Here is an 18,363-nt window from a genome sequence, read left to right as displayed (position 1 = left end):
TTTCAGCAAGCGTTTGGCCGGGCGCGAACGATGTCAGCCTAGACGCCTGGCAGCTTCGCGCCGTCGCTTGAACTCGTAGATCATTGCCAGTCCGACCGTGAACAGGATCATCAGCAAAGCCAGTGCATTGACCGCCGGCGTCAGACCCGTGCGCACCTTCGAGGCGATGTAGATCGTCAGCGTGGTGTCGTAGCCCGCCACGAACAGGGTGGTGTTGTAGTTCTCCAGCGATTGCAGGAATGCCAGCACCGCCGCCGACAGAATCGCGGGCTTGAGGTAAGGCAACAACACTCGCTGAAAAACCTGCCACTGACTGGCGCCGAGGTCGAGCGCCGCCTGCTCCAGCGTGCGATCAAAGCGCTGCAGCCGTGCCGTTACCATCAGCATGACGTACGCGGCGATAAACGCACTCTGTGCAATGACGGTCAGCGCAATCCCTCCATTCAAGCCCCAGCCGCGCCAGAAGATCAGCGTCGAGATGCCGATGATCACGCCCGGCGTCAGCAGCGGCGACAGAATCAGAGCATAGATGAAGGATTTCCCTCGGCCGTCGACCGTGGTCAGGAAAAGCGCGCTGGCGATGCCGATCGGTAATGCCAGGCATAGCACACCGACCGCCACCATCAGGCTGTTGATCAGTGAATTCCACATGCCACCGTCGGCCCATAGCGCCGAAAACCACTGTAGCGTGGTGCCGGTCCAGGGCGTGATGGTGGGAAAGCGGCTCTCATTGAACGTGGCAGCCGCCATGATCACCAGCGGCAGGAACAGATAGACGAAGAACACCAGCAGATAGGCCTTGAGCGCCCAGGAGAAGAATCGCGAAGAACTCATGAAGCGCTGTTCCTGTTTGGCATGGTCTATTTAGCGATGTCGCCGAGACCGACCTTGAAAACCCGCATGATGATACTGACGAAGGCGATGCAAAGAACCAGCAGCAGAAAGGCGTAAGCCGCGCCCTGATTCCAGTCGCCCCCTTCGAAAAACCAGTTATAGATGATCTGCGTGAACCAGCGACTGCCCGGAGAACCCAGTAACGCCGGAACCGCGTAGCTGCCCGCCGCCAGCATGAAGGTCATGATGCAGCCCGTCGCGATGCCCGGCTTGGCGTGAGGAATGACGATGCGCCGATGAGTGCGACCCCAGCCTGCCCCAAGATCCCGCGCGGCCCGGATTTGATTGGTATCGAGACTCTCGATGGCGTTGTAGAGCGGAAACACCATGAACAGGATATAGGCGTAGACCATGCCCACCAGCACGCCGGTATCGCCATTGAGAAAGCGAATGGGCCGATCGATCCAGCCCAGCGCGAGCAACAACTCGTTGAGCGGTCCGCGGAAGGCAAAGATGATGTACCAGGCGAAAGTCCGCAGAATTTCGTTGATCCAGAACGGGATGATCAACAGCAGCAGACACAGCGCAGCCTGGCCGGGCGTGGCGACCTTGGCCAGATAGTAGGCCAATGGGTAGCTGACGAGCAGGGTCAGCGCGGTGACGAGAACGCTCGACCAGATCGTCTTGAAGAAAATGGCGAGATGGATGTCGTTGTCGAAGAAAGTGGCATAATTGGCCAGCGTCCAGACATCCTTCACTCCGCCGCGCTCGGCCGGCAACAGCGACGGATGAAAAGAATAATCGATCATCTGCCACTGTGGCAGCAGCACCATGGCGATCAGCCAGATCCCCATCAGTGAAACGATGGCCACGGCCAGCGGACCGCCGAAGCGTCTACGCAGTTGCTGCCACATCGACGACCTCCTCGCTCGTCGGCTCGTGCACCGCACCCGCCAGGACGACCGCCTGACGGGACGAGTAGCCCAGACGACAGGCACTGCCAACGCGAAGTGGAACCTGGGTATCCGCACCGGCCGCCATTTGGGGCACTTGCGCGCGAATCATCGGTCCCTGATTCAGTTCGACTTCCAGGGTTAGCCAGGCTCCTTCGAAATGCTCGGTCTGAATCACCCCGGCCAGCGGCAGGCACCGATCATCGGCAGCCCCCAAACGCCACTGCTCCGGGCGAATATAGAGCGTCGCCGAGTCGCCCGGCTCGAGCGGCGTCATGGAGTGACCGCGCAACGGTGCCGACAGGCCGGCATCCAGTGTCACTTCATCACCCTCTATCGCCATGACACGACCCGGGAAGCGATTATTCTCGCCCACGAAGTTGGCCACGAAATCGGTTTGCGGATGACGATACAGGGTCATTGGATCGGCAACCTGCTGTATTCGCCCTTCCGACATCACGGCGACCCGATCGGACATGGTCAGCGCTTCGCCTTGATCGTGCGTGATATAGATGAAGGTAATGCCGGTCTTGCGCTGAATCGCCTTGAGCTCGGTACGCATATGTTGGCGCAACTTGAGATCGAGCGCCGACAACGGCTCGTCCAGCAGCAGCACCCGCGGCTCCACGGCCAGGGCACGCGCGATCGCGATTCGCTGTTTCTGGCCGCCGGAGAGTTCGGCAACCGGCTTGTCGCCACTGCCGCCCAACGCCACCAGTTCGAGCAGTTCATCCGCTCTACGCCGACGCTTTTGCCGATCGATACCTCGCACCTCGAGTCCGAACTCGATGTTCTGGTAGACGCTCATCAGCGGAAAAAGCGCTAGATTCTGGAAGATCATTGCCGTGGGCCGGCGGTTGACCGGTACCCGAGTCATATCGGTGCCGCCGATGGCAACGCTGCCTTCGCTGGGCGTCAGAAATCCACTGATCATGTTCAGCAACGTGGTCTTTCCACAGCCCGAGGGCCCGAGAAAGCTGAAGAACTCACCGGATTCGATTTCCAGAGAGGTCGGCTGAATCGCCGTGAAATCGCCAAATCGCATGGCGACCTGGCTCAAGGATACGCGACCGTCCATGACGCCCTCTTTGACTGATGTCGGTGCCCAAGACCTTTATGCCGAGCACCTGTTTGCCGAATATCTACTGGCTCTCGGAAAAACCCCGTGTCATCTAACACGGGGCATCGTTTGACGAGAGCGGCGATCATGCCGACAGATAACGATCCTGATATTCGTTACGCAGCGCGACGTACCATGGGTCCTGCACCGGCCACCACCACAGATTGTCCAGGTCCTGCTGGGTGTAGGAATTCTTGAAGAACTGCCGACTCGCCTCCGGCAACAGATCTTCCGCGCCGACGGCGGTGGAATTGTAGCCGGTGGACTTGACGAACATCGCTCCGGCTTCCGGGGTGTAGTACCAGTTGATCAGTTCGTAAACCGCATCGACGTTACGCGCATTCTGCGGAATCACGAAGCCTTCCATCCAGGCCAGTGCACCTTCCTTGGGTGCGCCGAAAGCGATCGGCTCGTCCTCGCTCTGCAGCCGAAATGCGGTGCTGTCCCAGGTCTGTCCGATCAACGCGCCATTGGTGCGGAAAGCCCCCTGCGCCTCGTTCTCGGTCGACCAGAACTGGATGACCATGTCCTTGTGCTTGAGCGCCTCGGCCAGGATGATGTCGAAGTTGGCACGCATGGCCTCCTCCGTCTTGAACGACTCCAGCAAGGGTTGCGGCAGTTTTCCCTGCGCCTCCAGCCATAGCCCGATACCCACCAGCGCGGAATGGGCACGTACCGTGACCCCGGCGCCGATATCGGGATCCCAGAGATCGGCGTAGCTCAGTTGGGAACGGTCGATATCCGTATAGCGAGTGTTGTAGGCGATGGCCTCGGTACCCCAATCGGAGGGCGCAAAATAACGCTTGTCGTCGATGACGCCACCGGTTTCCGAGCCCTTCATCGCCGTTTCCAGACAACCATCCCAATGAATCCGCGACGTATCCAACGGCTGAATCAGTTGATAATCGAGGTAGCCGGGCACCCGATCCACGGTGGGCATGATGACATCGAAGCCAGAACCATCGGTGGCTCGCAGCGAATTCATCAGCTCGTCGTTGGTACCATAGGGAGTGAAGGTCGCCTTGATTCCGGTCTTGGCAGTAAAATCCGAGAGCATTTCATCGCTGAAATAACCCGCCCAGGCGTAGATCCGTAATGTCTGGTCCTGCGCCCAGGCGCGATTGATATAAAACGGTACCGAAGCGGCAGCACCAACGGCCGCAGCGCCCTGCAAGAAACGACGACGGGAAAAGGTCATCGAAGGTCTCCTGTTGTTTGTCGATTCCCCGTCTGGATTGACATATCCCGATCGGCGGAAAGTGTTGTTATACGACAGACCTGTTACGACAGCGTGACGTTCCCCATTGATGATCGGCGTTACGGATATGACTTGCCCATCGATGGTTATTGAACGCTCGCTCAATAGAAGATTACCAGCCTGTCACGACAATGACACCTAGACCAAGGCGAGCCGTAAACGACAAATCGGCAGTCGAAAAGAGAGAAGAAAGAGAGGAGGACAGCTTATGGATGAGACAAGGGGAGTTCGTCTTGGCGACGATGGTCTATTTTACGTATAAAAAAGCCGACCCCAAAAGGGGCCGGCTTCGCTCGAGTGAGCGGCAAGCCGCTCACATCGGAATCAGCTTAGAAGCTGTAGACAGCACCTACCGCGACGCCATCACCGGTATCATGGGTACGACCGTACATTGCACCTTCAACGAACGTGTACATCGCCGGCGAGATGTTGTAAGTCGCGCCGAGGATGAATTCATTGAAGGAGTCATCGCCAGCGTAGTCACCGTCAGAGTTGATCGCACCACGGTTGGTGGCCGCTGCAACTTCTGTATCGGCATCGACGTACTGGTAGGAACCGTAAATATCGCCAGCGAAGCTATCGGACAGGGCGTAACCGTAACGTGCTGCAACTGCGTAACGCATGATGTCGCCGCTATCGCCGTTGTAGTCCATGTCGGTGTCTTCGACCTTGGCCGCCAGGCGCAGTGTATTAATCGTGTACTGAGCGGTCAGACCGTAAGCCTTGGCTTCAGAGTATTCACCGGTGGCGTCGTTCTGCAGCTTGTAGTTGTTCAGGTCGTCATACACCGCGGCAACCGAGAACGCGCCAACGGCATACTTCAGACCACCGAAGAAGGAAGCGTTGGAGCCGTTATTGTTGGTGTACCCGTCAACGTCGTAGTCGTTCTCAGCATCACCCTTGTACTGAGTACCGATGGCAAACTGCAGGCCAGCCCAGACCGGAGACATGTACTGAAACTTGTCGCCTTCACGATCGACACGCTCGGCGTTGTTGAAGCCATAGAGGCCGCCTAGGTCACGAGTCGAATCGGTGTTATCGAAATACTCGTTATTGGAAATCGGATCCTGAACCCAGTCATCGATCAACGGGTCCCAAGAACCCAGGCGAGCATCACCGAAGTTGCCTTTCAGGCCCAGGTAAGACTGGTCGCCGTTGCCAAGACCATTACCGATTTTTTCTTCATCGGCCCGGTGCTCGAACTCGGCCTTGAAGTAACCAGTCAGACCCGGATTGATGATGTGCTGGCCAGAGAAGCCGATGGTCGAGCCGTTGTCGAACACTTCGTCTTTAGCTGAAGAACCAGTGATTCGGCCGTCGGGGCCACCATAGTTACCAGTCTCGATCGACTTATAGGCGATCTGGATGTTGCCGTAGATGTCGAGCTGCGTGCCGTCCTGGTTGTAGACAGTCGCTGCCTGGGCAGCGGCGGAGGCGCCCAGGGCACCAGCAATAGCAGTCGCTAAGAGCGTCTTTTTCATCGCGATAGGTTCCTTAACTAGCTTACTGTTCGATCGTGTCTGCAGATGCAGTCGGCTTCGGCACCTTCAACCAGCATCGTCATGCGAACGAATGACGGCTGCGGAACTCTGAAGCCTTGTTATTGTCCAATGCTCGCAAGGCAAACCTTATACCGGGCCTTGGTGGAACGCAACAAGAAAAAACACTGTTTTCGTTGCCAACGCGAATCGCCCATTTCCTCTTTTCTGCCACCACTCTGCCACTACGAGTAACCGCCCGAAGCCCCAAAAGCGGGTTCTAGCGACCATTGCGCGGGCCGTGTAAGCAAAATGGCTCATCTGGAATGGGCGAGAGAATGCAGGTGAACTCGCTGCCACCGACTGCCTTACCCCTTACACCCAAGACCAAAGTTCAACGCTCCGTCGTACCGTCTGGAATCGGTGTCCGCCGCCATTGCGGCCTTCACTCCTGTGAATGCTGACCATGCTTGGCCAGTAGCGCCCCGATCTTGCGATCCAGTTTTTCCGATCGCTGCTGGGTCTCACGCACCTTCTGTTTTTTCTGCAGGGCCTCTAACTGCCGCTTGGAGTGCTTGGCCTCATCATCAGTGACGACCTCGCAATCCTCACCCGCTAAATCGACACGTCGCGCGCCCTCTCGAACCGATTTCATGTAGCGAGGCAGATGCACGTAACAGGCCAGCGCCCGGCGAACCAGTTTTTCCGGCCAAGGCTCGATCTCGCAAAGATCCAGATGAATGCCAGTCTTGAGTGGTCGAGTGTGCCCTTTGAAAAACGCCTTGGGATAGCGCTTATACCATTGCGCGAGCAGCGTGTGGGGAGAGGGCGCGTCATGCTCGGCGCCGAATGCTAGTGAACTCTGCGGAGGTTCGGTGCCAATCTCGTCCTGAAGCGCCGGCTCCTGACCCGCATCGCCGGGCTTCGCCTTTGTCGATTCGTCTACCGAGTCCTTTTCAGACTGCGGCGGCACACTAGCAGCGGTGGTCTTATCGTGGGATGAGGCGGATGTCAGTCGCTGTAACGGAGAAACGGCGTGCGCCTGACGGCTCGACTGTGCATCGGGGGCGCCATCCGGCTTCGGTCGGGGCCGCCGAAAAGCCAGATTTCCCAAGCCTCGGGCGCGGGTTCCTCCATCCGGATCTTCATTATGGTCTGGCCCCTTGACCATCAGGGGATCCAATTCCGCCAGTGCAAGCAGTCGCTCCTTGAGGGCTCGATTCTCGGCCTTCAACGCCTTGCACCGCTCTTTCTCGGCTTCCAAAGCGGCTTGACCCGCTTCGACCTGGTGCTCTATGGCAGCCAGGAGCGCCTGTGTTCGATCCGTCAACACGGCACAACTCCTCTCAAGTCCTCTCAATCAACACCGGGACATGCTGTCGCTTATCCTGGCGACAGCCACTCGATCCCGCTCAGGCGCACGATCCATTCGACGACTCAGCCAGACTCGAGCACGCGACGGTATTGGACGAAAGCATAGTCCGGCTGACCCGGCTGCGGCGCCATCGTGACACGCTCGACCTCCTCCCACTCGGCGCGTTCGAAACTGGGGAAATAAGCGTCACCCTCGAGTTCGACATCCACCTCGGTGAGGTGAAGCCTCGCGGCCACGATCAGCGCCTGCCGATAAATCTCTCCCCCGCCCATTACCATGATCTCATCGGCGTCGTCGATCAACGCCTGATGATCGGCAAGTTGCAGCGCCTCTTCCAACGAATGACAGACACGAATACCCTCGCGATCGCTTGTATGAGCATAATGCTCATCGCGCGTGATCACGATATTGAGCCGTCCCGGCAGAGGCCGGCCGATCGATTCGAATGTCTTGCGCCCCATCACCAGCGGCTTACCCAGCGTGGCGGCTTTGAAGTGTTTGAGATCTTCCGGCAAGTACCACGGCAGGCGATTGCCCACGCCAATCACGCGATTGCGCGACATCGCCGCAATCATGGCGACCGGCGTCTGCAGTGTCGATGGGGAGGTCAGGTCACTCATACGGCAATCGGCGCCTTGATAGCGGGGTGAGACTCATATCCCTCGATGGCGATGTCGTCGAAGCGAAAATCGAACAGGTCATCGATCGCCGGATTCAGCTTCAGCGAGGGCAACGCCAACGGTTCACGTGACAGCTGCAAGCGCGCCTGCTCGAGGTGGTTGAGATAGAGATGCGCGTCGCCGAAAGTGTGGACGAATTCGCCTGGCTCGAGACCACAGACTTGGGCAATCATATGGGTCAACAGCGCATAGCTCGCGATGTTGAACGGCACACCGAGAAAGATATCGGCGCTGCGCTGGTAGAGCTGGCAGGACAGGCGTCCGTTGGCGACGTAAAACTGGAACAGCGCATGGCACGGAGGCAGCGCCATCTCGTCGACCAGCGCGGGATTCCAGGCCGAGACGATATGTCGACGGGAATCCGGATTACGGCGGATCTGCTCGACGAGCCTGGCGATCTGGTCGATATGCTCACCGTCGGGGGTCGGCCAGCTACGCCACTGATAACCGTAGACCGGCCCCAGGTCCCCATTGGCATCCGCCCATGCATCCCAGATCGAGACATTGTGCTCACGTAGATAGGCGATATTGGTATCACCACGCAGAAACCACAGCAGCTCGTGAATGATCGAACGCAAATGCAGTTTCTTGGTGGTGACCAGTGGGAACCCGTTACGCAGATCGAAACGCATCTGATGACCGAACACGCTGAGCGTGCCGACGCCGGTGCGATCGGCTTTTTCAACGCCGCTGTCGAGCACGCGCTGCATCAAGTCGAGATAAGGCCGCATGGCGACGCTCCTTTCCAATGACTCGCTCGCTACAAAAGACGAGCCGTCGAAGTATTTTTTCCAACCCAGCAGGACTGCAACACCAGCCGCGCCGGGCATCCGCCATGGGCGGAAGACTAATTAGCTCGCGGCCTGGGGGACGCGAGCGTCATCGACGCTATTGTGCCGCGACCAGACGACCAGTGCGATACCGGCAAGGATCATCGGCAGCGATAACAGCTGACCCATGGTCAGCCAGTCGAAGGCGATGAAGCCCAGTTGCGGGTCCGGACGCCGGAAAAATTCCGAGATGAAACGGAAAGTGCCGTAGCAGACCAGAAAGAGCCCCGAGATAAAGCCACGCTGGCGTGGCCTCAGCGAGGCCGTCCACAGCACTACGAACATCACGATGCCTTCCAGAAAGAACTGATAGAGCGAGGACGGGTGACGTCCCTGCCCACCCATTCCCGGAAAGACCAGCGCCCAGGGAACATCCGTCACGCGACCCGGCAGTTCATGATTGATGAAATTGCCGATGCGTCCGGCGCCCAGCCCGATCGGCACCAGCGGCGCGATAAAATCCGTGAGCTGGAAGAACGCCAGATGGTGCTTGCGCGCGAACAGCAGTGACGCCAGCAGCACGCCCAGCAGGCCACCATGGAAGCTCATGCCGCCATCCCAGACCTGGAAGATCCATAGCGGATTGTCGAGAAAACGATCGAAACCGTAGAACAGCGCATAGCCGATACGGCCGCCGAGCACGACGCCCAGCGCACCGTAGAACAGCATGTCACCGATATCGTCGGGTTTGAGTCCCAGCCGATCGGCGCGCCGGCGTCCCAACCACCAGGCGCCAACGAAGCCGATGACATACATCAATCCGTACCAGTGCACCTTGAGCGGGCCCAACGACACGGCCACCGGATCGATCTCGGGGTAAGCCAGCATGCTTTCTCCTTGGGTACGAAAGAATTAGGGGAAACGCTGAATAAATCGGCGAACAGGATGAAGTGGGCGGCACTCCGTCGCAAGGCGCACGGAGCGCAGGAACCGGAGCATATGGGTTATATGAGGATTCCGGCCGGGCTGGCGCTCCAGCACCGCGCAACGAAGCCGATTCGCCTGCGCAGACATTTATGCAGTGTTTCCTTAGCCAATGATCAGCTTGACCCCGACCACAATCAGCAGGAGGGCAAAGATACGTCGCAGCGTCCTGGCAGGCAATGCATGAGCCAATTTGACGCCGACTCGAGCCATCGGGACGCTAGTCACCATCAAGCCAAGGAAAGCCGGCCACATCACGTAGCCCGTCGAACCTGCTGGCAATGTCATCTCGCCCCAGCCCACGACGACGTTGGTCACAGTGCCGATCAACGCGATCGGCAGGCCGATCGCCGAGGAGGTTCCCACGGCTTCCGTCATACGGCTGGTGAAACGCGAAAGCCAAGGCACCGACATCACGCCACCGCCGACGCCGAATAGCGTCGACACGCCCCCGATTACCGTGCCGGCAAACGTCATCGGCCAGCGCTGCGGCACCTGCCCCTGAGTCGCGGGCGGACGCGTCAGCAGCATCTTGAAAGCCATCAAAACCGCGAAAATGCCAAACAGCCGCGTCAGTGCATGCCCGGGCAGCGCTGACGCGAGCAGCACGCCAAGAATGCCACCCACCAGAAGCCCCGGAATCATCAACCGCAGCCAGTCCTGGCGTACGCTACCGCGACGCCAGTGACCCCAGGCCGAAGAGGCGCCGGTAACCACGATCGTCGCCAGAGAAGTGCCTACCGCCAGATGCGCGACGACCGCGGGGTCGAAACCCTGCGCCACGAAGGTAAACACCAGCGCGGGCACGATGACGATGCCGCCGCCGATCCCGAATACCCCGGCCAGCAATCCGGCGACGGCACCGACCAGCAGATAGATCACGATCGCCGTCAGCATCGAACACTCCCCGACTCTGCGGCCGCACCCTCATCGAAATGACAAGCGCCGAAATGACTCGTGTCAGAGTCACTCGCATCGGCGTGACACGAGGCGACTAGCATCGACGCGGCAAAGAGCGGGAGAATGAAGACTGGCATGGAGCGGTCCTGTAGAGGCGGTTCAATAGCAGCGATTCCGTGAGCAGAACAAGGCATCGGATACGAGTCGCTAGCACGCTTATGTTACGCTGCCGCCAAGGCCGTGTCATGGCGATAGCGCTCTCGTCGGGCCGCCCATCCCCTGACAGGAATCCGCTCGATGTGCTTGATCGTATTCGATTGGCAACCGGAAGCCGAGATAACGTTACGTCTCGCGGCAAATCGCGACGAGTTTTACTCGAGACCGACGCAGGCACTGCACCGCTGGCCAAACGCCGAACTGATCGGCGGTCGCGACTTGCTGGCTGGTGGAAGCTGGCTGGCCGCCACGCACTCGCGCGTGGCGGCATTGACCAACGTTCGGGAGAGTCAGCCAGCGACCCCGCCCGACGCTCCCAGTCGCGGCGAGCTGGTGCATCAAGCGCTGACAGCCGACGACCCGGGCCGTTGGCTGGAAACCCTGGCTTCACGGGGCGCCCGGCGCTATGCCGGTTTCAACCTGCTGGTGATGTCGGGCAACCAACTCTGGACGCTTCATCACAGCCAGCATGAAACCTGCTGTGAGTCCGTTGCTCCCGGCTTGCATGGACTCTCCAATGCCAAGCTGGACACGCCGTGGCCCAAACTCATCCATGCCCGCGATGCCATGCGATTGGCGCTGAACGCACCCGACTGGAGAACTGAGATGCGGCCGGCGATGAGCAATACTCGCCAGGCACCGGACAGCGAGTTACCCGCCACCGGCATGGGCCGAGATCGAGAGCGCTTCCTCTCACCACTGTTTATTGAAGGCCAGGACTACGGGACACGAGCAACGACGCTGGTCACGGTCTCGGACAGGAGCGTCCTGTTGGAAGAACAGCGATTCGGTCCCGGTGGCGTGCCGACGGGCCCTATTACTCGCCTGGGGGTGAGCGCGGCGGGTCAGTCCTGAGGCGGCAGCAGATGGCCGATCTGCCAGTCCGTCAAACGCTGACGCAGATGCGCCCTGACCACCGCCGTGGTGGGTAGCGAGAGTGTTTCCGAGACCAGCGAGCGCGCATCTGCGATGCTTACGCGCCGAATCGCTGCACGCACTCGCGGCAGGCTAGGCGCGTTCATCGACAGCGCATCGAAGCCCATACCCATCAATAGCAGCGCTCCAGCAGGGTCACCGGCCAGTTCGCCGCAGACGGAGGCCGGCACACCCAGTTGCCGGCTCTCTTCCGCCAGACGTCCCAAGGCGTTGAGCACCGCCGGATGACAGGCATCGTAGAGGCCGGAAACGCGCGCGTTGTTACGATCGACCGCCAGCAGATACTGGGTCAGATCGTTGCTCCCCACCGAAAAAAAGTCGACGCGTTCCGCCAGCGCCGAGAGCTGGTATAGCGTCGCCGGCACTTCGATCATCACCCCGACCTTGGGCGAAGCGACCTCGATACCATCCTCGGCGAGTTCTTCACGAGCCCGCGCCAGCAGGCGCAATGCGGAGTCGACTTCGTCCACGCTGGTAATCATCGGCAGCAGGATGCGCAGATTGTCCAGATCACGCGACGCCATTAGCATGGCCCGCATCTGAACCATCAGCACTTCGGGGTGATCGAGCGTGACGCGAATGCCCCGCCAGCCGAGAAACGGATTGGCTTCGTTGATCGGGAAGTAAGGTAGATCCTTGTCACCGCCGATATCGAGCGTACGCATGACCACCGGCAGCGGCGCAAAACTGGCCAGTTGCTCATGATAGAGCCGGGTCTGTTCCTGCTCGCTGGGAAAGCGCTCGTTCATCATGAACGGCACTTCCGTCCGGTACAGCCCCACGCCGCTGACACGAGGCTTGAGCTGTGCCACGGCATCCACCGCCAGCCCCGTATTGACCATCAGCGGCATGCTGTGGCCATCGGAGGTCTCACTGGGCAGGTGTTGCTCGTGCTCCAGCACCTCTGCCAGCGCCAGCTCCTCTTTGATCAAGCGTTCGTAGCGCTTGGCCAACTGAGGATCGGGCCGCACGAACAGTCGACCCCGGTGGCCATCGAGAATCGCCTTGGCGCCGTTGATTCGCGGCAGCGGCAGATCGACCATGCCCAGTACCGTGGGGATGCCCATCGCCCGCGCCAGAATGGCGACATGCGAATTGCTGGATCCTCGGACCGACACCAGTGCGGCGAGCCGCCCTCTGGGTAGCTCGCCTAGAGTTGCCGCACTGATTTCGTCACCCACCAGAATGGCGTTGTCCGGATAGGTCGACGGCGTCAGTTCGTTATCTTCCTGCAGACGTGCCAGCACACGCCGACCCAAATCGCGAATATCGGTGGCGCGCTCGCGTAGATATCCATCGTCGACCCGCTCCAGATACTGCGTGTGCCGGCGGACCACGTCGGCAAGCGCTCCCGGCGCCCACTGCCCTTCTCGAATGCGCTTCTCGACCTCGTTGCCCAGCGCCGCGTCGCCCAGCATCTGCTGGTAGACATCGAAAAGCGCCAGCTCCTGGGTGGAAATGCGGCTGGCGAGACGTGCCCCTGCCTTGCGGATGTCTTCACGGACGTGCGCCAGCGCGGCATGCAGGCGTATGACCTCAGCGTCCGGATCGGTCGGAATGAGATCGGGAACGCTATCCAGATCCGCCGGTGGCGCGATCACCACGATCTCGCCGATGGCCATTCCGGGCGATGCCGCCACCCCGGAAAACATTGCCTGACCGTCGGGCTGGGCGCGGCGATTGAGAGTGCCGGATACCAGCGCATGGGCCAGCACGCCGGCCAGCTGCGCCGCCATGGTGACCAGAAACGCCTCGTCGCCCTCGTCGAAACGGCGCTTCTCCTGCTGCTGAACCACCAGCACCCCGAGCATGCGCCGCTGATGAATGATCGGCACGCCCAGGAAGCTGGAGAACCGTTCCTCCCCGGTCTCGACGAAATAGCGGAACTGCGGATGAGAGGGGGCGTCCTCGAGGTTCAGCGCTTCCTCGCGCTGCCCGACAAGCCCGACCAACCCCTCGCCGAGACGCAGGGTCACCACGCCCACCGCCTGAGTGCGCAGGCCAATGGTGTCCATCAGTACCAGCCGGTCGCGCTCGCGATCGAACAGGTAGATGGAGCAGACATCGGTGCGCATCGCTTTGCGGATGCGGCGAACCATGGTGGCCAGAGCGGCGTCCAGACTACGAGCGCCGTTGACTTCCTGGACGATGCGGCGAAGGGTATCGAGCATGAGCCTTTTCTTGTGAGCGAGGAAATCCTCGTGATGGCATCGAATGGGTGGCCGGGCCGATCCGAACCCGGCCCACGGATCGGGTTCGGATCAGGCGGCAAAGCCCGCGTTCATCGGCGGCTCTTCAGTCCGGCCCTTTTTTTAAAACCGGTCTTCAAAACCGGGATGATCCTCCGAAAATTCACAGCCTCGCCATTTCCTCCAGCGAAAGGCGATGAAAGTCGGGTGCCAACTCCCGCAACGCGCGCCGATAGACCTCGCGCTTGAAGGAGACGACCTGTCCCAGAGGATACCAGTAACTCACCCACCGCCAGCCATCGAATTCCGGCTTGGGGGTACTATCGACACAAACCCGACTGTCGTGGCAGCGGATTTTCAGTAAAAACCACTTCTGTTTCTGGCCGATACAGAGTGGTTTCGAATGCATTCGGACCATGCGCCGGGGGAGACGGTAACGTAGCCATCCTCGCGTGCAGGCCACCACATCGACATCCTTGGACGTCAGCCCAATTTCTTCCTCGAGTTCCCGGAAGAGAGCCTGATGGGGTGTTTCGCAAGCGTTGATACCTCCCTGCGGAAATTGCCACGCTTCCTGACCCGCCCGACGCGCCCAAAGCAGCTGGCCGTCACAGTTGGCAATGATGATGCCAACGTTCGGCCGAAAGCCATCGGCGTCTATCACAGCGTTCACCTTAGCTCAATCGTCGTTGGGATCATTCTTCCACAAAGCGAGAAAGGGCATCAATACACCTTAAGCCAACCGACCATAAAACATTGAAATAACATCGTTCGCGGGCGGCAACATGGGAAAGGCACAGTGAGTTTGCGATACTATCGATTGCCCTGTTCGTGCGTTTTGCCTGCGAGCGAGGTGACGCAACGAACCCTGACACACGAAAACGGGAGACCATCTTGAGCCTGGCGATCTTCGATCTCGACAATACCCTGCTGAGCTGCGACAGCGATCATGCCTGGGGCGAGTTCCTGATAGAACAGGGCGCCGTGGATGAAGACGCCTATCGACGTGCCAACGATCAATATCTCCGGGATTACCAAGCCGGGCAACTGGATATCATGGCGTACCTGGCGATGGCACTGAAACCGCTGAGCGAGCATCGAGAAGAGCAACTCGACGCCTGGCATCAGCAGTTCATGGCCTGCAAGATAGAACCCCACATCCTGCCGCAAGGCGAAGAGCTACTGGCCTGGCATCGACAACGTGGCGATTTCCTGTTGATCGTTACTGCCACCAACCGCTTCGTTACCGGCCCCATCGCACGGCGCCTCGGTGTCGACGATCTCATCGCAATCGAAGCAGAACGGGAAAACGGCCGTTATACCGGCCGGGTCGAGGGTATTCCCAGCTACCGTGAAGGCAAGGTCACCCGAGTGCGAGAATGGCTCGAGCCCCGACCCACGCTGACGCTGGACGATGCTTGGTTCTACAGCGACTCGATCAACGATCGCTACCTGCTCGAGGAAGTCGCGACGCCAGTGGCTGTCGACCCGGATGAACAGCTCAGAACGCTGGCCCACGAGCGTGACTGGCGAGTGCTGTCCTTGCGATAGGCATCGGTGCCATGCGTGGCGAGCGATTCACCGGACGACGCCATGCATCAAGCCTCGGTAAATACCGAGGCTCAAGAACGGATCGATAACAGCAGAACGGAAGTGAGTCGATGACGGCCGAAGACAGGCGAGAAAATCAGTTCAATCGGCCCGAACGGACTGCCAGTCCGCACCGTGGCGTGCTGAGTCGGTTGGTGCGTGTGCCGCATGCAGACGGCTGATCAGTTGATCCTCGAGAGCGAATCGCTCCGTCATCGTCGCACCCAGCTTTTCGAGCCACTCGGGAAGACGATCGGTGTAACGCTGGCAGCGTGACGGCGTGGCATATTCGGCGTCGAAATCGAGCACCAGCTGGGTCGAGGCATCGACCCTCGCCAGCAGCTTGTCGGCCACCGCCAGAGCCTCTCGATCATCGAAGGCCTTGGCTTCTTCACGAAGCTGGGGGTAAATCTCGAAGTGCCCGGCGCTAATGTAGTCCATCAGCGCTTCACTGAACGCATCGATCCGGGACTTGGAAACCGCCGTCAGGTCGGTATCACAGAATTCGCGAAGATCGACCAGCGTCACCAGCATGTCGTAGCGCTGCTCCAGCCATCGATCGATCAGCGCATGCACCCCACCCCATCGCTCCTGCGCGGTCTTGCAATCTTCCAACATGATCAGCCTCTCCCTGATGCCTCGTGAAGCCTGGAGCTTCGTGAAGTCTGATGCTTCGATGCCGGTTCAGGACGCCTGTCCCATTGGTTCGTGCGTCGTCTTGCCACTGTAGCGCAACCGGGAGACGATCATCATCACCGGAATGATGCTCAGGACGACGAACCCCAGCAGCGTCCATTGAGGCAACGTGACTCCCCAGAACACTCCCTCCACGACTGCACACTCGCCGGAGCCATGCAGCACGCGCGCCATCACGTCCCATAGTGGGAGCATGTCCATCATATAGTCTAGGCCAGGCCCACAGCTAGGCACACTATCCGGAGGTAGGGTCTGCAACCAGACATGTCGGCCAGCGACGATGATGCCACCCAGCACGGCGAGCAGCGAGAGCACGGCATAGACCATGCGGCCACCGCGTCCGGGACCGTGGATCGAACCGACCAGAAAGACGATACCCGCCGATATCACGGCGACACGCTGAAAGATGCATAACGGACAGGGCTCCAGGCCGAGACCGTATTGAAGAAAGAGCGCGACGGCCATCATGAAGCAGCACATCAACAGACCCAGTACGCACCACTGGCGAGTACTGGCCCGCGCCACCCAATCTTTGATTTTCATGAACAACCCCAATGAATGCCGAATAGCCTGAGGCCGATGGTCTTTTCGGCAACAGCCGGTATCGAGGAGTGATTTCGAAGCCGACTTTTGAAGACCGCCGCCAAACGTGATGAGTTCACTGACTTACGAGTTCACAGACTCACGCCGAGGAACGAGGTTCCCTTGCCCGCTGGAAATAGTCGGCGATGAACTGAGCGAACGGGAGGTGATCTTCGGCCTCGATGTCATGCTGCTGCTGGTGCGATGTCTCGACCAACTGCGAAAACAGCGCGGCACGGGCCTCGTCCATCGGCGTCGAACGCCACTCCTGCCCCTGCGTCTTGGCCAGGTCGGTTATCAGATCGGCCCATTCCCCGCCATGCGCCTCCAGCGCCCGCAGCATTTGTGCAGACGGTGTCAGCTCGGGGTCATCCAGACGTGGGGCAATCGCCGCGATCGCAGCCACATGGAGGTCATCGCCTTCGATCACATCGAGCAGCTCGGCGACCTGACGCAGGCCGTCGATGATCTCGTGTCCGCGCGTGCGCAGCGGCACACGCCTATCGCCGATCTGTAATTCGAGATGCGGATCGCGCCCCTGCTCGACCACCAGCCGACGATTGTCATCGAGATGATCACACTCTTCATCCGGAATCCATGGGCTCTCGGAGAGCAGACACCACAACAGGAACGTATCCAAAAAGCGCATCTGCGGCTCATCGATGCCGAGCGGCAGAAACGGATTCAGATCGAGGCAGCGCACCTCGATATATTCGACACCGCGCGCCTCGAGGGCCTGCGTCGGCGTCTCGCCGGAGCGCGCCACACGCTTGGGCCGAATGTCGCTATAGTATTCGTTTTCGATCTGGAGAATATTGGCACTCAGCTGACGCCAGTCGCCGTCGACCTCGACGCCGATGCGACGATAATCGGGCCACTCGGCGGAGATGGCATGGCGCAAGGTGCCCACGTAGTTGGAAAGCGAGTTGAAGCATATCTTCAACTGCTCCTGCACCTTGTTCTGATAGCCAAGATCGGACATGCGCAGACTGGTCGCGTAGGGCCCGTACAGCGTCTCCTTGCCCAGCGGCTTGAGCTTGTCGCAGCGATTGTCGCCACCGTCCTTGCCCAGAAAACTGCGATCCAGTGCTGGAGACGCCCCGAACAGATAGAGCAGCAACCAGCTATTGCGGCGGAAATTGCGAATCAGGTCGAAATAGCGTGTCGAGCGATAGCCCTGCAGCGATTCATCCTGACGCCCCTCCAGCTCCTGCAACAGTGGCCAGATGTCATCCGGCAGCGACACGTTGTAGTGAATTCCCGCGATCGACTGCATGATCCGGCCGTAACGCGCATCGAGCCCCTTGCGGTAGACGTGCTTCATGGTGCCAACGTTGGAAGTGCCGTAATCGGCAAGGGGGATGCTGTCGTTGCCGTCGAGGCGAGCCGGCATGCTGGCCGGCCACAGCCACTCGTCCTTCCCGTCGAGCTGGCGATAGGTGAAACGCACCAGATCACCGAGAAACGACAGCGCATCGCCGGGGCGACAGTAGACCGGCGTGATGTACTCGAGCAACGCTTCGGAGTAATCGGTCGTGATGTGCGGGTGAGTCAGCTTGGAGCCCAGGGCATGTGGATGAGCGGTCTGCACGATGGCGCCCTTCGGGTCGACACGCAGCCCCTCCTTTTCGATGCCTCGCCGCAGACGGCCAAGCAATCCCTTCTGGGCCGGCACCATCAAATGGCCGACATTCTTGGCGAGTTGATCAGACACGCTCAACACCTTATCTCATGGGGAGAGCTGCGCTCCCCCGTTGTATCCGTGCGTCGACGACCCAGACGAAAGTCATTCCGCCGGACCC

General features: G+C 59.8%; 17 protein-coding genes. 2 read left to right on the top strand and 15 right to left on the bottom strand.

Annotated elements, in window-relative coordinates:
• Positions 1–33 precede the first annotated feature (33 nt).
• The 10 genes from DOM27_RS15895 to DOM27_RS15850 form a co-directional block, all read right to left on the bottom strand.
• Positions 34–834, bottom strand: coding sequence for an ABC transporter permease (locus DOM27_RS15895; protein WP_110657418.1), 801 nt, complete (start codon positions 832–834; stop codon positions 34–36).
• 26 nt (positions 835–860) lie between these two features.
• Positions 861–1,748 (bottom strand): ABC transporter permease, encoded by an 888-nt coding sequence (locus DOM27_RS15890; RefSeq protein WP_110657416.1) that lies wholly within the window; start codon positions 1,746–1,748, stop codon positions 861–863.
• Positions 1,729–2,865, bottom strand: coding sequence for an ABC transporter ATP-binding protein (locus DOM27_RS15885; protein WP_110657414.1), 1,137 nt, complete (start codon positions 2,863–2,865; stop codon positions 1,729–1,731). Before DOM27_RS15885 ends, DOM27_RS15890 begins: the two co-directional genes overlap by 20 nt.
• Positions 2,866–2,992: 127 nt before the next feature.
• Positions 2,993–4,105 (bottom strand): extracellular solute-binding protein, encoded by a 1,113-nt coding sequence (locus DOM27_RS15880; RefSeq protein WP_110657412.1) that lies wholly within the window; start codon positions 4,103–4,105, stop codon positions 2,993–2,995.
• A gap of 389 nt (positions 4,106–4,494) precedes the next feature.
• Positions 4,495–5,646, bottom strand: coding sequence for a porin (locus DOM27_RS15875; protein ID WP_110657410.1), 1,152 nt, complete (start codon positions 5,644–5,646; stop codon positions 4,495–4,497).
• 442 nt (positions 5,647–6,088) lie between these two features.
• Entirely contained in the window at positions 6,089–6,976 is an 888-nt protein-coding gene (locus tag DOM27_RS15870; protein WP_245392757.1) for a ProQ/FINO family protein, read from the bottom strand.
• 104 nt (positions 6,977–7,080) lie between these two features.
• On the bottom strand, positions 7,081–7,638 hold the full coding sequence (locus DOM27_RS15865; RefSeq protein ID WP_110657408.1) for a dihydrofolate reductase: 558 nt from the start codon (positions 7,636–7,638) through the stop codon (positions 7,081–7,083).
• Entirely contained in the window at positions 7,635–8,429 is a 795-nt protein-coding gene (locus DOM27_RS15860; RefSeq protein WP_110657406.1) for a thymidylate synthase, read from the bottom strand. The genes DOM27_RS15865 and DOM27_RS15860 overlap by 4 nt, the downstream gene beginning before the upstream one ends.
• 120 nt (positions 8,430–8,549) lie before the next feature.
• Entirely contained in the window at positions 8,550–9,356 is an 807-nt protein-coding gene (gene lgt, locus DOM27_RS15855) for a prolipoprotein diacylglyceryl transferase (protein ID WP_110657404.1), read from the bottom strand.
• A gap of 201 nt (positions 9,357–9,557) precedes the next feature.
• A complete protein-coding gene (locus DOM27_RS15850; RefSeq protein ID WP_110657402.1) occupies positions 9,558–10,349 on the bottom strand; it encodes a sulfite exporter TauE/SafE family protein in 792 nt (263 codons plus the stop codon).
• 300 nt (positions 10,350–10,649) lie between these two features.
• On the opposite strand from DOM27_RS15850, the gene DOM27_RS15845 reads away from it, so the two are divergent.
• The gene (locus tag DOM27_RS15845) at positions 10,650–11,423 is read left to right on the top strand and encodes an NRDE family protein (protein ID WP_110657400.1); all 774 of its coding nucleotides are present in this window, start codon (positions 10,650–10,652) and stop codon (positions 11,421–11,423) included.
• Here the strand turns inward: DOM27_RS15845 and ptsP are convergent.
• Both ptsP and DOM27_RS15835 read right to left on the bottom strand, forming a co-directional pair.
• Positions 11,414–13,675 (bottom strand): phosphoenolpyruvate--protein phosphotransferase, encoded by a 2,262-nt coding sequence (gene ptsP / locus DOM27_RS15840; protein WP_110657398.1) that lies wholly within the window; start codon positions 13,673–13,675, stop codon positions 11,414–11,416. The two genes, DOM27_RS15845 and ptsP, sit on opposite strands and share 10 nt — an antisense overlap.
• Before the next feature lie 181 nt (positions 13,676–13,856).
• The gene (locus DOM27_RS15835; protein ID WP_110657888.1) at positions 13,857–14,357 is read right to left on the bottom strand and encodes an RNA pyrophosphohydrolase; all 501 of its coding nucleotides are present in this window, start codon (positions 14,355–14,357) and stop codon (positions 13,857–13,859) included.
• Positions 14,358–14,587: 230 nt separating this feature from the next.
• Between DOM27_RS15835 and DOM27_RS15830 the strand changes: the two genes are divergently transcribed.
• On the top strand, positions 14,588–15,244 hold the full coding sequence (locus DOM27_RS15830; protein ID WP_110657396.1) for a histidinol-phosphatase: 657 nt from the start codon (positions 14,588–14,590) through the stop codon (positions 15,242–15,244).
• Between the two features lie 141 nt (positions 15,245–15,385).
• On the opposite strand, the gene rsd is transcribed toward DOM27_RS15830, so the two are convergent.
• The 3 genes from rsd to gshA form a co-directional block, all read right to left on the bottom strand.
• Positions 15,386–15,901 (bottom strand): sigma D regulator, encoded by a 516-nt coding sequence (rsd, locus tag DOM27_RS15825; RefSeq protein ID WP_110657394.1) that lies wholly within the window; start codon positions 15,899–15,901, stop codon positions 15,386–15,388.
• Positions 15,902–15,967: 66 nt separating this feature from the next.
• Positions 15,968–16,522 carry a disulfide bond formation protein B gene (locus DOM27_RS15820; RefSeq protein WP_110657392.1) on the bottom strand — a complete coding sequence of 185 codons (555 nt, stop codon included), beginning with the start codon at positions 16,520–16,522 and terminating at the stop codon, positions 15,968–15,970.
• A 139-nt stretch (positions 16,523–16,661) separates the two neighbouring features.
• Positions 16,662–18,239 (bottom strand): glutamate--cysteine ligase, encoded by a 1,578-nt coding sequence (gshA, locus tag DOM27_RS15815; protein ID WP_223162382.1) that lies wholly within the window; start codon positions 18,237–18,239, stop codon positions 16,662–16,664.
• Positions 18,240–18,363: the final 124 nt, after the last annotated feature.

It is taken from the genome of Salinicola halimionae, assembly GCF_003206065.1.
GTDB lineage: Bacteria > Pseudomonadota > Gammaproteobacteria > Pseudomonadales > Halomonadaceae > Salinicola > Salinicola halimionae.
The sequence above is the reverse complement of the archived record's forward strand: the minus strand, read 5'-3'. Positions and strand labels throughout refer to the sequence as shown.